Annotated in this window: 12 protein-coding genes; 8 read left to right on the top strand and 4 right to left on the bottom strand. The window is 71.4% G+C overall.

Translation table 11 applies throughout. From position 1 onward, the window contains the following. Positions 1-218 precede the first annotated feature (218 nt). From FHP29_RS10110 to FHP29_RS10100, 3 genes are read right to left on the bottom strand one after another with little or no spacing between them, the layout of a single operon-like run. A complete protein-coding gene (locus tag FHP29_RS10110; RefSeq protein ID WP_139622749.1) occupies positions 219-605 on the bottom strand; it encodes a glyoxalase superfamily protein in 387 nt (128 codons plus the stop codon). Positions 606-635: 30 nt separating this feature from the next. Then, on the bottom strand, positions 636-1,868 hold the full coding sequence (locus FHP29_RS10105) for a nucleotide disphospho-sugar-binding domain-containing protein (protein ID WP_139622748.1): 1,233 nt from the start codon (positions 1,866-1,868) through the stop codon (positions 636-638). After that, positions 1,865-2,470, bottom strand: coding sequence for a TetR/AcrR family transcriptional regulator (locus tag FHP29_RS10100; RefSeq protein ID WP_139622747.1), 606 nt, complete (start codon positions 2,468-2,470; stop codon positions 1,865-1,867). The genes FHP29_RS10105 and FHP29_RS10100 overlap by 4 nt, the downstream gene beginning before the upstream one ends. A 53-nt stretch (positions 2,471-2,523) precedes the next feature. Between FHP29_RS10100 and FHP29_RS10095 the strand changes: the two genes are divergently transcribed. The 4 genes from FHP29_RS10095 to FHP29_RS10080 all read left to right on the top strand — a co-directional run bounded on the left by FHP29_RS10095 (position 2,524) and on the right by FHP29_RS10080 (position 6,739). Further along, positions 2,524-2,934: a hypothetical protein gene (locus FHP29_RS10095; protein ID WP_139622746.1), complete on the top strand. Its 411-nt coding sequence runs from the start codon at positions 2,524-2,526 to the stop codon at positions 2,932-2,934. Positions 2,935-3,020: 86 nt separating this feature from the next. Beyond that, positions 3,021-4,076, top strand: a complete 1,056-nt coding sequence (locus FHP29_RS10090; RefSeq protein ID WP_139622745.1) for a hypothetical protein — start codon at positions 3,021-3,023, stop codon at positions 4,074-4,076. Between the two features lie 45 nt (positions 4,077-4,121). After that, positions 4,122-5,627 (top strand): hypothetical protein, encoded by a 1,506-nt coding sequence (locus tag FHP29_RS10085; RefSeq protein ID WP_139622744.1) that lies wholly within the window; start codon positions 4,122-4,124, stop codon positions 5,625-5,627. 68 nt (positions 5,628-5,695) lie between these two features. Then, on the top strand, positions 5,696-6,739 hold the full coding sequence (locus FHP29_RS10080; RefSeq protein ID WP_139622743.1) for a glycosyltransferase: 1,044 nt from the start codon (positions 5,696-5,698) through the stop codon (positions 6,737-6,739). Positions 6,740-6,767: 28 nt separating this feature from the next. Here FHP29_RS10080 and FHP29_RS10075 read toward each other — a convergent pair whose 3' ends face one another. Next, entirely contained in the window at positions 6,768-9,050 is a 2,283-nt protein-coding gene (locus tag FHP29_RS10075; RefSeq protein WP_139622742.1) for an FdhF/YdeP family oxidoreductase, read from the bottom strand. Positions 9,051-9,202: 152 nt separating this feature from the next. Here FHP29_RS10075 and FHP29_RS10070 point away from each other — a divergent pair, with 152 nt between their 5' ends. The 4 genes from FHP29_RS10070 to FHP29_RS10055 all read left to right on the top strand — a co-directional run. Then, positions 9,203-10,576 (top strand): FAD-binding oxidoreductase, encoded by a 1,374-nt coding sequence (locus FHP29_RS10070; protein WP_139622741.1) that lies wholly within the window; start codon positions 9,203-9,205, stop codon positions 10,574-10,576. A gap of 43 nt (positions 10,577-10,619) precedes the next feature. Beyond that, the gene (locus FHP29_RS10065) at positions 10,620-11,759 is read left to right on the top strand and encodes a pyridoxal-phosphate-dependent aminotransferase family protein (RefSeq protein ID WP_139622740.1); all 1,140 of its coding nucleotides are present in this window, start codon (positions 10,620-10,622) and stop codon (positions 11,757-11,759) included. 73 nt (positions 11,760-11,832) lie between these two features. Further along, positions 11,833-12,549: a succinate dehydrogenase cytochrome b subunit gene (locus FHP29_RS10060; RefSeq protein WP_139622739.1), complete on the top strand. Its 717-nt coding sequence runs from the start codon at positions 11,833-11,835 to the stop codon at positions 12,547-12,549. Between the two features lie 12 nt (positions 12,550-12,561). Then, the coding region (locus tag FHP29_RS10055; RefSeq protein WP_139622892.1) for a fumarate reductase/succinate dehydrogenase flavoprotein subunit at positions 12,562-14,392 on the top strand (1,831 nt) is incomplete at its 3' end.

Below are 14,392 nucleotides of genomic sequence, written 5' to 3'. Positions count from 1 at the left end.
GCCTGCGTGTCTTGCGGAGCACGGCGGCGGTGGCGGCCTCCCACTCGGCGCGCGTGTGCGCGTCCTCGGGCTGCGCCAGCGTCAGAGGCGAGTCAGTCACAAGCGGCAAGACTATCCGCGACGGCGCCGGTGTCACCGGGGTGTGAGATATGTCCGGCTACCGGGCGGTATCCCGAGGCCGTCGACCGGTCCGGCCGGCTGTCCGGTCAGTGGTCGGATCAGTGGTCGGCGGCGTGCTCCGCCCAGGCGGGCAGCTGCTGGAGGGCCCAGCGGTTGCCATCGGGGTCGGCGAAGCGCACGAACCGGCCCCAGGGGAGGTCCTCGACCGGCGAGACCTCGATGCCTCGGCCGGTGAGGTCGGCGTGGATCTCGTCCGCGTCCCGTACGACCATCTGCAGGTTGTCGAGCGAGCCCGGCTCCATGCCGGTCAGGCCCTTCCCGATCGCGATCGAGCAGCCCGATCCCGGCGGGGTCAGCTGGACGAACCGCAGGTCGTCGCTGACCGTCTGGTCGTGGTCGGCGTTGAAGCCGGCGCGGACGTAGAACTCCTTGGCGCGGTCGATGTCGGTCACGGGCACTGTCACCAGCTCGAGTCTCATGTCCATGACACCGAATCTAGGCCCGAGCACCGACATTCAACGCTCGGCGGCGACCAGGCGCGCCTCGACGGCGTCGGCCGCTGCGGACGGGCCGCCCGCCGCGTCGTACCCCCGCGCCACCTCCCGCGCCTGTGCGGTCCGCGCCATCGCGTCGCGGGCGGCGTCACGCAGCCGCTCGGGCGTCAGCCGCTTCGCCGGCAGGCGGACGCCGGCACCACAGGTCGCGACCCGGGCCGCGACCTCCAGCTGGTCGCGGCCGAACGGCACCACGACGACGGGCACGCCACGCGAGAGGGCCTTCTGGGTCGCCCCCATGCCGCCGTGGGTGATGGCGAGCGAGGCCCGGTCGAGCACGGACCCGTGGGGGACGAACTCCTCGAGGCGGCCGTTGGCCGGCACCTCGATGTCGGCCGCGACGCCGGCCGGCATGGTCGCCACGACCACCACGTCCTCACCGGCGAGCGCCTCGAAGGCGGTCCGGACGAGGACGGCGTCGTCCTGGAACTCCGACGACGTGGTCACGAGCACGATCGGCCGGTCGATCTCCTCGAGCCATGCCGGAGTCGCCGCCGGCGGCTCCCACGCGCAGGCCCCGACCATGAGCACGTCGTCGCGCCAGTCGGGGTGGGGATACTCGAACGGCTCGGCGGTCGTGACGAGCATCAGGTCGCAGCGACGGAAGAAGTCGTCGGCGTCTCGCACCTCGCCGAGTCCGTGCTCCGCCCGCAGGGCGTTGATTCCGGGGCGCATCGCCCTCTCGGCGACACCGAGGACGAGCGGGCGCACGATCGCGTCCCGCGCCCTGCCGAGCGGCCCCTTCGCCGGCAGCAGGCCCGGCCCGAAGGGCGGCACCCCCTGCGCGCGCAGCGGCGGCGTGTAGGGGCTGAAGGTGACCCAGGGCAGGCCCGACGCCTCCGCGACGGTCAGCGCGCCCCAGCTGTTGATGTCGGTGATCACCAGCTCGGGACCGACTTGGGCGAGCGCCGCCGCGAAGTCGGGGCCGTCGATCCGCGCACGCTCGGTGAAGACGCCGACGGCGTGGACCAGCGCGTCCTTCGGGCTGACGACCTCCCAGTCGTCGTGGACGACGGCGGCGACGGCCGGGTCGACCGCGTCCGCGTGGAGCCCGAGCGCGCGCAACCGCTCGACCTGGCTCTCGAGGGTGCGGACGTGCACGTCGTGGCCGCGCGCGGCCAGCTCGACGAGCAGCGGGGTCATCGGGAAGAGGTGCCCGAGGGCGGGCGAGGTGTAGGCGAGGACCGTGCTCATGCGGGTTCTCCGATCGGGTGGAGGAGCGGCCCGAGCAGCTCGAGGAGGGCGAGGCGGGTCTGGACGCGGCTCAGTCCGGAGTCGAGGCGGAGCAGCTTCCAGGTGTGGATGTCGCAGACCGCCACGAGCTGAGCGGTACGACGGGAGCGGGCGGCGCCACGCAGCCCGCGCAGCGCGGCGGGGAAGGCGGCGACGCACCACTGGCGGTGGAGTGCGCGCCCGCGGTCGGCGAGCTCGGACAGGAGGGGCGCCGAGGACTCCGCCGCCAGCAGCCGGAGCACACCCGCTCCGTGTGTCTCGTAGTGCTCGAGGAGGACGTCGACCGCGCGCTCGGGGTCGTCGGCCGGCACCTCGCGCTCGCTCGCCGTGCGGGCGAACTGGCGCTCGCCCGCCGCCGCGAGCAGCTGGTCCTTGTTGCCGAAGCGGCGCAGCACGGTCTGCACCGTGACTCCGGCTCGCTCGGCCACGTCCGCCAGGACGATCTGGTCCGTCGGACGCTCCCAGAACAGGTCGATGGCGGCGTCGAGGATCCGCTCACCGGTCGCAGCGGCGGCCGCGGCGCGCGACGTCATGTCGTAGCGGCGCACCTCGTCGGATTTCATGTCAATGACGCTAACATCAATTGCGTCGACCGGGAAGCCCTACGATCCAGCGCGTGAAGGTGCGCGACCCCGACGGCCGGACCTGGCGAGTGACCCGACGCTGGGTGCCCTGGCGACGGCGGCTGCGCGAGCTGCCCGACGCCGGTCCGCTCGACGGGCTCAACGGCCTGGGCGACGACCCGGTCAGCGCGATCATCGCGATCGTCCTGCTGGTCCTCGCCCTGCCGCTCGTCATCCTGGCGCTGTTCGTGGCGCTCGAGCTCCTCCTGCTCCTGCTGCTGATCCCGTTCGCGGCGCTGGCTCGGGTCGCGTTCGGCGCGCACTGGACGATCGAGGCCCGGCGCGGCTTCACCATCTGGTGGGACGCGCCCTCGGGCGGCTGGCGCGAGAGCGGCGAGCAGATCCGCGCCGTCGCCCGCGCCATCCACGAGGGCCAGCCGCCGCCGCGGACGGTCGAGGACTGACCGTTCCTCGGCAACAGGTTTGACCGACCTGCCGGCAGGCAACAAACGAGACAGTCCCGCTGGGGGGCTGGAGACGTGAGGTCGAGATGCTCGGGAGCAGGACGATCGCCTGGACGGCCGTCGTCGCCGCGCTGGTGTTCGTCGCGGCCGGCGTCGCCCTCGTCGCGCTCCGAGACGGTGGCGAGCTCGAGGCCGGCTTCGTCGCCGAGGGGACCTCCGGCAAGACGATGACCCACGAGGTCGAGGTCCAACTGCCCATCGGCACGGTGCGCCTCGCCTCGGGTGAACCACTCGAGGAGATCGCGGACCGGCGAGTCGGCAGGCACGGCGACGGGACCGTGCGCGCGGCCGGCGGCGCGACCATCGTCCCGGTCGCGTGGAGTTTCCGCCCCACACTGTCCTACAACGATGTCCTCGGGTATCCCACGACCTTCTCCCTCGCCGTGACAGCCGGCGGCGAGCGCACCGACCTCGGCGAGCCGGACGTCGACCTGCACGAGGCCACGGACTCCGGTCTGTTCCCCGAGGCCTCGCTGATCGCCGTCGTGGCGGGAGACGGTGACGACCTCGGGTTCGAGGTGACCTACGAGGGCGAGGCGCAGAGCGTCGCCATGGCGACCGGGAAGGTCGAGGCCGGCCGCGCCGCGGCGCTGTACCCCGACGGGCCGCAGACCTACGGGACCGACGGGGACTGTGACGCGCGCAGCGCCGCCACCAGCCCTGACGAGATCCGGTACGTCAGTCCCGATGCCGGCGCCCTGTACTGCCGGGTCGACCCGATCATGCGCACGCCGTACCTCCCTGACCTGGGCTGGGCGAGCGACGGACACGTGTGGCACGTCGTCGAGGTGACCGTCACCGCCCCGCGCAAGGTCACGTGGCTCCCGACCGGGGCCCGCTACCGCGTCGAGCGCGACCCCGTCACCGTCTCGCTCGCGGGCAGCGAGCCGGTCCGTGGACCCCGGTCGAACGACGACCGGGAGACCCGGAAGGGGACCTGGATCTTCGACTCCCCGATCGACCCTGCCGTGTCCACCCTCCACCTCTCCGCGCCCATGAGAGCCGTGCGACCCTCCACGACCGCGGACGGGCCCGCGTCCGTCGACCTGGGCGTCGACCAGACCTTCGAGCTCAAGCAGTAGCAAGCACCAGCACTGTCCAATCACCACCACCGACGAGGCGAGACCATGGCCGAGGAAGACACTGACTACTCCAACTTCGAGTCCGACGTCGAGTACGTCGACGAAGGGCTCAAGACGAAGCTCGTCGAGGCGATGATCGACGCCTACATGCTGCGCGAGGTCGGCCCCATCTACGAGGGCTCCTGCGACGAGGGCCGGTTCCACTACAGCGACGGGCCCTACTACGCCGGCGGGCCCGTCGCCCGGTACTACGTCAGCTATCCCGACGGCAACTGGACCAAGGACGGCGGCTACTGGCACGACGACGACGAAGCGGCCGATGCGACGCCGTTCGATGCGAAGTCGCAGGTCTACGAGCCGATCCGCAGCGCGGTCGACCAGGCCCTGACGCCGATGATGAACGCGCCCCGCCCCGACGACTTCGACAGCCAGATCGCCGCCATCCAGAGCGTCATCCAGGAACTGTCCATCTCCGGCGAGGTCCGCACGAAGGGGACCGGCTCAGCCACGACCGTCGAGGTCGGGAACCAACTGGTCCCGCTCTACGTCTCGGAGATCCGCAACGAGCTCTCCGACCTCAACGGGGTCGCGATGATCCGGCTCCGGGAGGTCTACGGCGCCGACCGGATCGAGGACGTGATGACCGGGCTCAACGCCCTCTCCGTCGTCGCCGGCGTGCTCGTCGCCGGCGAGAAGCAGACCTGGGCCCGCTTCCACCGGGACTTCCACAAGCTGATCGACGGAGCAGCGTCCGACTTCCACGCCTTCTCCAAGGGCGACGGCGTGAGTGCTGGCGAGGTCTTCGACATCGTGATGTCCGTCGCCGACGCGAGCGGGCTGCTGTCGTTGCCGACCAAGGTGGCCAGCGCGATCGGCAAGGCCACCACGATCGGCGGCATCATCGAGGGGTGGCTCCCGCCGCCCCCCGAGCCCCACGACTACACACTCGACGGCTCGTCGTACGACGCACTCAGCTCCTCGTTCTGGACCGCCGTGGTCGACCTGGCCACCGATGTCGAGAACACCGAGCTGACGTTCAACGACTGCGCCGTCAAGGCCGTGCAGGAGGCCACCACGCCGAACGGCGTCGTCAGGACCTCCTTCGACCTGAAGAACCCCTCTGAGTTCCTCAACTCCGGCGAGCACGGCATCTACTACGACGAGAACGGCGCCAAGGGCGACGAGATCGTGATCGACGGCGCCCTGCGCCGCATCGCCGGCCGGTACGAGGCGCTCGGCGACCACTGCCGGGCCGTATCGAACAAGCTCCTCGCTGCACCCGACAAGGGCCAGTGGTCGAGGGACTTCGTCGGTGGAAGCGGCCTGACGCACGGGCACTTCCCCTCCTTCGAGGGCCTGGTCGAAGGTCTCGCCGAACTGCTCAGGGGCAACGCCGACGAGATGCACAGCGTCGGCGAGAAGTGTCTGCTCGTCCTCCACGACTTCATCACCACGGACGCAGCGAGCAAGAGCGACATGAAGCGGATCGACAACGAGCTGGACCGGGCAGCCGAGGACGTCGTGCGGCAGGCCGAGAAGGACGTCGTCTGACCGAAGCGTTCACCGGGTGTCCACCCGGGGATGGACGTCCAGCCACGCGAGGCGCGCACCGTGGAGGCATGAGGATCGTCCTGACCACCGAGGCGTTCTACCCGGCACTCGACGGCACCACCACGACCCTGAAGGCCACGGCCGACCGGTTGATCGACCGCGGCCACGCCGTGCGGATCATCGCGCCCGGCCCCGGCCTGGCGAGCTACCGCGGCTGTGACGTCGCCCGGGTGCGGCCGCTCGAGCCGACCGGCGCGCAGGTGCGCGACGCGATCGAGCGGTTCGCACCGGACCTGGTCCAGGCCCACTCCCCGCGGGCCGTGGGCCGCAAGGCGCTCAAGCACGCCGCGCGGTCCGGCGTGCCGACCCTGGCGGTCGAGCAGTCCCCGGTCCTCGACCTCGCCGCCGACTACTGGCGGGCCAAGGTCGCCGAGCGCGCCGACCGGGTCCTGGTCACGTCGTCGTGGATGGTCGGCCGGGCCGCGGAGCTCGGCGTCGAGGCCACCTTGTGGGAGCCCGGCGTCGATCCGCTCGCGTTCACGCCCACGCTGCGCGATCCGTGGCTGCACCGCTCGTGGTCGCGCACACGCTCCGGCGCCGACCAGGTGGTGGTGGGGTACGTCGGAGGGCTCCACAAGGCGGCCGGCGTACGACGCCTCGCGGCGCTGGCCGACGTCCCCGGCATCCGGCTCGTCGTCATCGGCGGCGGCCCCGACCGCGACTGGCTGGCCCGCAGGCTCCCCGGCGCCCGGTTCACCGGCCCGCTCGCGGTCGGCGACCTGACGGTCGCGCTACCGACCCTCGACCTCCTCGTCCACCCCGGTGAGCACGAGACCGACTGCCACACGCTGCGCGAGGCGGGCGCGTCCGGGGTGCCGGTCGTCGCCCCGCGCGCGGGCGGTGCGCCGGGCGTGGTCGACCACCTCGAGACCGGCGTGCTCTACGACGCCGCCGACCCCCGCGACCTCGTCCGCGCCGTCACCGCGGTGGCCGCCGACCCGCGCCGACAGTTGCTCGGCGCGGCCGGCCGGGAGCGGGCACTGCGCCGCACCTGGGCCGACGCGGTCGACGAGCTGGTCAGCCAGCACGTCCCGGCGACGGCGATGGTCTGACCATCGCGGGCAGCACCTCACCGGCCGATCACGGAGCGGCGACGGGCTCCAGCCGCACGACGACGCCCTTCGAGGTGGGGGTGTTGCTGATCTCGGCCACACTGTCCAGCGGCACCAGCACGTTGGTCTCCGGGTAGTACGACGCCGCCGAGCCCCGGGCCGCCGGGTAGGCGACCGCGGTGAAGCCCTTCGCCCGCCGCTCGATGCCGTCGTCCCAGACGCTGACCAGGTCGACCTCGGCCCGGTCGGCGATGCCCAGCTCGGCGAGATCGTCGGGGTTGACCATGACGATCCGGCGGGCGTCGTGGATGCCCCGGTAGCGGTCGTTCATGGCGTAGGGGATGGTGTTCCACTGGTCGTGCGAGCGCAGGCTCTGCAGCACCAGGTGGCCCGGCGGCACGTCGATCCGGGCGAACGCGTTGGCGGTGAAGACCGCCTTGCCGCTCGGCGTCGGGTAGACGCCGGAGTTGACCGGGTTGGGCAGCCGGAAGCCGCCCGGCCGCGCGACCCGCTCGTTGAAGTCCTCGAAGCCGGGGATGACGCGGGCGATCCGGTCGCGGATCAGCGCGTAGTCCGCCTCGAAGTCCTCCCACGGGATCGGGTTGTCGGCGCCGAGCGTCGCACGCGCCATCCGGCCGATGATCGCGACCTCGCTGAGCAGGTGCGGCGAGGCGGGGGCGAGGCGACCGCGGGACTGGTGGACCTCGCTCATCGAGTCCTCGACCGTCACGAACTGCTCCCCCGTCGCCTGGACGTCGCGGTCGCTGCGTCCCAGCGTCGGCAGGATGAGCGCGGTGTCGCCGCACACGGTGTGCGAGCGGTTGAGCTTGGTCGAGATCTGCACGGTGAGCCGGCAGCTGCGCAGCGCCTGCTCGGTGACGTCGCTGTCGGACATCGCGCGCACGAAGTTGCCCGCCGCCGCGATGAACACCGACGCCTTCCGGTCGCGCATCGCGCGAACGCCGGCGACGGAGTCGTAGCCGTGGCGGCGCGGCGGGTCGAAGCCGAACTCGTCCGCCAGCCGGTCGAGGAAGGCGTCGGGAACGCGCTCCCAGATGCCCATCGTCCGGTCGCCCTGGACGTTGCTGTGGCCGCGGACCGGGCAGACACCTGCGCCGGGCCGGCCGAGGTTGCCGCGCAGGAGCAGGAAGTTCACGATCTCGCGGATCGTCGGCACGCCGTGGCGATGCTGGGTGAGCCCCATCGCCCAGCAGACGATGACGCTCCTCGCCGCGAGCACGCGGTCGCGCAGCTCCTCGATCTCCGCACGCGTCAGTCCGGTGGCCTCGAGCACGTGCTCCCAGGTGACCTGGCGGACGTGGGCCGCGAACTCGTCGTACCCGGTGCAGGCGGCCGCGATGAAGTCGTGGTCGAGCACCGTTCCGGGCGCGGCGTCCTCGGCCTCCAGCAGGAGCCTGTTGAGCATCTGGAACAGGGCCAGGTCGCCGCCGGGGCGGATCTTGAGGAACTGGTCGGCGATCGCGGTGCCCTTGCCGATGACGCCGCGCGGCGACTGCGGGTTCTTGAACCGGAGCAGGCCGGCCTCGGGCAACGGGTTGATCGCCACGACCTTGCCGCCGTTGCGCTTGGTCTCCTCGAGCGCCGAGAGCATCCGGGGGTGGTTGGTGCCGGGGTTCTGCCCGACGACGAACACCAGGTCGGACTCGTGGATGTCGTCGAGCGAGACGCTGCCCTTGCCGATGCCGAGGGTCTCGCCGAGCCCCGAGCCGCTCGACTCGTGGCACATGTTCGAGCAGTCGGGGAGGTTGTTGGTGCCGAAGGAGCGCGAGAACAGCTGCAGCAGGAACGCCGCCTCGTTGTTGAGGCGGCCCGAGGTGTAGAACATCGCCTCGTCGGGCGAGTCGAGAGCGTTGAGCTCGCCGGCGATCAGGCCGAACGCCTCGTCCCAGCCGATCGGCTCGTAGTGGGTCGCGCCCGGCCGCTTCACCATCGGCTCCGTGAGCCGGCCCTGGTGGTTGAGCCACATGTCGGACATCTGGTCGAGCTCGTCGACGGAGTGCTGGGCGAAGAACTCAAGGGTGACCCGGCTGGTGGTCGCCTCGTCCGCGATGTGCTTGGCGCCGTTCTCGCAGTACTCGTTCTTGTGCCGGTGCTTCGGGTCGGGCCACGCGCACCCGGGGCAGTCGATGCCCTTCGTCTGGTTGAGGCTGAGCAGGGTGAGGGCGGTACGACGCGGGCCGGCCTGCGCGAGGGAGTACTCGATGGCGTGGGCGACGGCCGGGACCCCCGCGGCGTAGGTCTTGGGCGCCGTGACCTTCAGGTCGTCCTGCGGGTCCTCGTTCGAACGCATCTGCGCCACTCCTCGCTGCCGGGCTGTCTCCGCCCAGCGTGGCCCGCGCCCCGAGCCAAGTCAAAGACCGATCGGCCAGGGCCGTCGAGCAGGACCGGTGGCGCCTGGACAACGGATGCTCACCACGCGGGGCGCCCTGGCAGACTGCGGCCATGGAGGCCGACACCGCCCTGGTGCGCAAGCTCGTCGACACGCTCCCCGAGGGCGTCGTGGTGACCGGAGCCGCCGAGATCGAGAAGTACCGCGAGGACTTCGCCCGCGACGGATCGGCCGGGATGCCGGTCGCGGTGGTCCGCGCCGAGGACGCCGGCCAGGTGCAGGAGGCCGTGCGCTGGGCGGCGGCCCACGGCGTGCCCGTCGTCCCGCGGGGCGCCGGCACCGGGCTGTCCGGCGGCTCGTCGGCCGTCGACGGCGGGATCACGATCTCGCTGGACCGCATGCGGTCGATCGAGATCGACCCCGCCTGCCAGGTCGCGGTCGTCGAGCCCGGGGCTCTCAACGCGGACGTCAAGCGGGCCGCCGCGGAGCACGGCCTGTGGTACCCACCCGACCCGTCGTCGTACGAGATCTGCTCGATCGGCGGCAACCTCGCCACCAACGCCGGCGGCCTGTGCTGCGTGAAGTACGGCGTCACCACCGACTACGTCCTCGGCATGGACGTCGTGCTCGCCGACGGCACCCTGGTCCGCCTCGGCGGCAAGCAGATCAAGGACGTCGCCGGGCTCTCGCTCCTCAAGCTCTTCGTGGGCAGCGAGGGCACGCTCGGGATCATCACCCGGGCGATCCTGCGGCTGATCCCGGCGCAGCGTGCCGGGGCGACCCTGGTCGCCTCCTTCCCGACGATGACCGCGGCCTCGCGCGCGGTCGTCGCGATCCGCACCCGTGTGCGGCCCTCGATGCTGGAGCTCATGGACAACACGACCATCAACGCGGTCGAGGACTGGCGCTCGCACGGGCTGGATCGCTCGAGCGGCGCCCTGCTCATCGCCCAGTCCGACGCCACCGGCGCGTCGTGCGGGGCCGAGATCGAGCTGGTCCGGGCGTGCTGCGCGGCCGAGGGCGCCGCCGACGTCTTCACGACGACCGACGCCGAGGAGGCGGATCTGTTCGTCTCCGCCCGACGCAACGCCTTCCTCGCCCTGGAGGAGCGCGGCAGCGTCCTGTTCGAGGACGTCGGCGTGCCGGTCCCGCTGCTGCCCGACCTGGTCGACGGCATCGCCGGGATCGCCGGCCGGTGCGGCGTCGAGATCGCCCTGGTCGCGCACGCCGGGGACGGCAACACCCACCCGATCGTCGTGTACGACGCCGCCGACCCGGCCGCCGTCGAGGGCGCGCGGCGCGCCTTCGACGACGTGATGCAGCTGGCGATCGCGCTCGGCGGCACCATCACCGGCGAGCACGGCGTGGGACGCGCCAAGAAGGCCGCCCTGCCCGACCAGCTCGGCGCCGACGTGATGGCGCTGAACCGACGTATCAAGGACGCCCTCGACCCGGCGGGCATCCTGAACCCCGGCGCCGTGCTGTGATCGTCCCTCAGCCCCGCGGCGCCGTACGTCCCAGGAGGATCCGTTGAGCATCGTCACCCGTCACCTGTTCGGCCCCGGCCCCACCAACCCGTACCCCGAGGCGACCGAGGGGCTGGCCCGTCCCCTCCTCGGCCACCTCGACCCGGCGTTCATCGAGATCATGGACGAGACCTGCGACCGGCTCCGGCAGGCGTGGGGCACCAGCAACGCGCGGACCCTGCCGCTCTCCGCGACCGGGTCGGCGGGCATGGAGGCGGCCTTCGTCAACACCGTGCACCCGGGCGACGTGGTGGTCGTCGCGGTCAACGGGCTGTTCGGGCAGCGCATGTGCGACGTCGCCGCCCGCTGCGGCGCCGAGGTGGTCGCCGTCGAGCACCCGTGGGGCAGCCCGGTCGACCCCGAGCGGGTGCTCGCGGCCCACCCCTCCCCGGCGATCGTCGCCGCCGTGCACGCGGAGACCTCGACCGGCGTGCGCTCCGACATCGCCGCGCTGGGCGAGGCGGTGCGCTCCGCCACCGACGCACTGCTGGTGGTCGACGCCGTGACCTCGATCGGCGGCCTCGAGCTGCGCGCCGACGAGTGGGGCATCGACGTCGGCTACGCCGGCACCCAGAAGTGCCTCGGCGTGGCGCCCGGTCTCGCTCCGTTCACGATCGGCGAGCGCGCCTTCGCGCGCCGGGTCGAGCGCCCGCAGTCGTGGTATCTCGACCTCGGCCTGCTCGGCGGGTACGTCGGCGAGGCGGGCGCCAAGGCCGGCGGGTCCGGCGGCCGCACCTACCACCACACGGCGCCCGTCGCGATGGTCAGCTCCCTGCACGCCGGCCTCGGGCGGGTGCTCGACGAGGGGCTGGAGAACGTCTGGGCCCGCCATGCCGCGGCCGGCGCCGCCCTGCAGGACGGCCTCGAGGCGATGGGGCTCGAACTGTTCGCGGAGAAGGGGTCCCGGCTCCCCGATCTGACGACGGTGCGGGTCCCCGACGGCGTCGACTCGGCCGCGGTCCGCCGTACCCTGCTGGAGCGCTACGACATCGAGATCGGCGCGGGCGTCGGGGAGTTCGCCTCCTCGGTGTGGCGGATCGGCCTGATGGGCCCCAACGCCCGGCCCGCAGCGGTCAGGCTGATCCTCGGCGCGCTCTCCGAGGCCCTCGACGAGGCGCGGGGAGGGTCCGCATCAGGCGACTAAGGGTCGCCTTACGTGCAAATGTCACATGGTCCCCGTCACTTACTGCCTGGTAGCGGGAGTAGCGTGACCCCCCGTGGCAACGACGACGCGTCCTCAACTGGTCAAGGGCAGCCGTGCAGCGCGCACGACCATCGCCCTGAAATTGCTCATGGCCGTGAGCGGCCTGCTGTTCATCGGCTTCGTGCTGGGACACATGTACGGCAACCTCAAGGCCTTCGCAGGAGAAGAGGCGTTCAACGACTACGCCCACCACCTGCGCGAGATCGGCGAGCCGATGCTCCCGCACGAGGGCTTCCTCTGGATCATGCGCCTCGGCCTCATCGTGGCCGTCATCGTCCACATCGCGTGCGCGGCGATCCTCGCCGGCCGCGCCGCCAAGGCCCGCCCGGTGAAGTACGTCGCCAAGAAGAACACCGGCTCGTCGATCTCCTCGCGCACCATGCGCTGGGGCGGGGTCGCGATCCTGGTCTTCATCGTGTGGCACCTGCTCAACTTCACGATCGTCAAGGTCAACCCGAGCAACGGCGACACCGGCGGCAGCAACCCGTTCGCGCTGGTCGTCGACACCTTCGACCTGTGGTGGATGACGCTCATCTACCTGCTGGCGATGGTGGCCCTCGGTCTCCACCTGCACCACGGCACCTTCAGCTCGCTGCAGACGCTCGGCTTCACGAACTCCGCGACCTCGCGGGCTCGCGCCCGGGCCGCCGGCTGGGTCGTGGCGATCGTGGTCGCCGGCGGCTTCTCGCTGGTCCCGCTGTCCGTCCTCGTCGGCATCATCGAGAAGTAAGGAGCTCCCCACATGGCTGGCAGCACCCTCCACGACGGCCTCACCCCGCTGAACGAGGCCTCCGTCCAGAAGTCCGACGACGCGCACGGCTACTACACGCTCGGCGAGAAGATCGTCGACCCGGTCGCCCCGACCGGACCGATCGCCGAGCGCTGGACGACCCGCAAGTTCGAGAACCGCCTGGTCAACCCGGCCAACCGCCGCAAGCTCGACGTCATCATCGTCGGCACCGGTCTGGCCGGCGGCGCCGCGGCCGCCACCCTCGGCGAGGCCGGCTACAACGTCAAGTCGTTCTGCTACCAGGACTCCCCCCGCCGGGCGCACTCGATCGCCGCCCAGGGCGGCATCAACGCGGCGAAGAACTACAAGGAGGACGGCGACTCGACGTTCCGTCTCTTCTACGACACCGTCAAGGGCGGCGACTACCGCTCGCGCGAGTCGAACGTCTACCGCCTCGCCGAGGTCTCGGCCAACATCATCGACCAGTGCGTCGCACAGGGCGTGCCCTTCGCCCGCGAGTACGGCGGCCTCCTCGACAACCGCTCGTTCGGTGGCGTCCAGGTCTCCCGCACCTTCTACGCCCGCGGCCAGACGGGCCAGCAGCTGCTGATCGGCGCCTACCAGGCCATGGAGCGCCAGGTCGCCGCCGGCACGGTCGAGCAGTTCACCCGCCACGAGATGCTCGAGCTCGTCGTCGTCGACGGGAAGGCCCGCGGCATCATCGCCCGCGACATGGTCACCGGTGAGATCGAGACCCACCTCGCCGACGTCGTCGTCCTCGCGACCGGCGGCTACGGCAACGTCTTCTTCCTCTCCACCAACGCGATGGGCTCCAACGTCACCGCCGCGTGGCGCGCGCACCGCAAGGGCGCCTACATGGCCAACCCCTGCTACACGCAGATCCACCCGACCTGCATCCCGGTCTCCGGCGAGCACCAGTCGAAGCTGACCTTGATGTCGGAGTCGCTGCGCAACGACGGCCGGATCTGGGTGCCGAAGAAGAAGGAGGACTGCACGAAGGACCCGCGGGACATCCCCGAGGAGGACCGCGACTACTACCTGGAGCGGATCTACCCGTCCTTCGGCAACCTGGTCCCCCGTGACATCGCCTCGCGCCAGGCCAAGAACATGTGCGACGAGGGCCGCGGCGTCGGCCCGATGGTCGGCGACTTCCGCCGCGGCGTCTACCTCGACTTCACCGACGCCATCAAGCGGCTCGGCGAGGACGGCGTCCGCGAGAAGTACGACAACCTCTTCGACATGTACGAGCGGATCACGGGCGAGAACCCCTACGAGGTCCCGATGCGGATCTACCCGGCCGTGCACTACGTCATGGGCGGGCTCTGGGTCGACTACCACCTGCAGTCCAACATCCAGGGCCTGTTCGTCTCCGGTGAGGCCAACTTCTCCGACCACGGCGCCAACCGGCTCGGCGCCTCGGCCCTGATGCAGGGCCTGGCCGACGGCTACTTCGTCCTCCCGAACACCATCCGCGAGTACCTCGCCGACGGTCCCTTCGAGAAGGTCGACGAGTCGCACCCGGCCGTCGTCGAGGCCCAGCAGAACGTCCAGGAGCGGATCTCCAAGTTCCTCTCGATCAACGGCACCCGCAGCGCCGACAGCTACCACAAGGAGCTCGGCAACATCATGTGGGAGTACTGCGGCATGGAGCGGACCGAGGACGGCCTGCGCAAGGCGATCGACCTCATCCGCGAGCTGAAGGCCGACTTCTGGAGCAACCTGAAGGTCCTCGGCTCCGCCGACACCCTCAACCAGAGCCTCGAGAAGGCCGGCCGGGTCGCCGACTTCATCGAGCTCGGCGAGCTGATGTGCATCGACGCCC

Origin of the sequence: Nocardioides albidus (genome assembly GCF_006335005.1) — a bacterium.
In the GTDB taxonomy this organism is placed as follows: Bacteria; Actinomycetota; Actinomycetes; order Propionibacteriales; family Nocardioidaceae; genus Nocardioides; species Nocardioides albidus.
The sequence above is the reverse complement of the archived record's forward strand: the minus strand, read 5'-3'. Positions and strand labels throughout refer to the sequence as shown.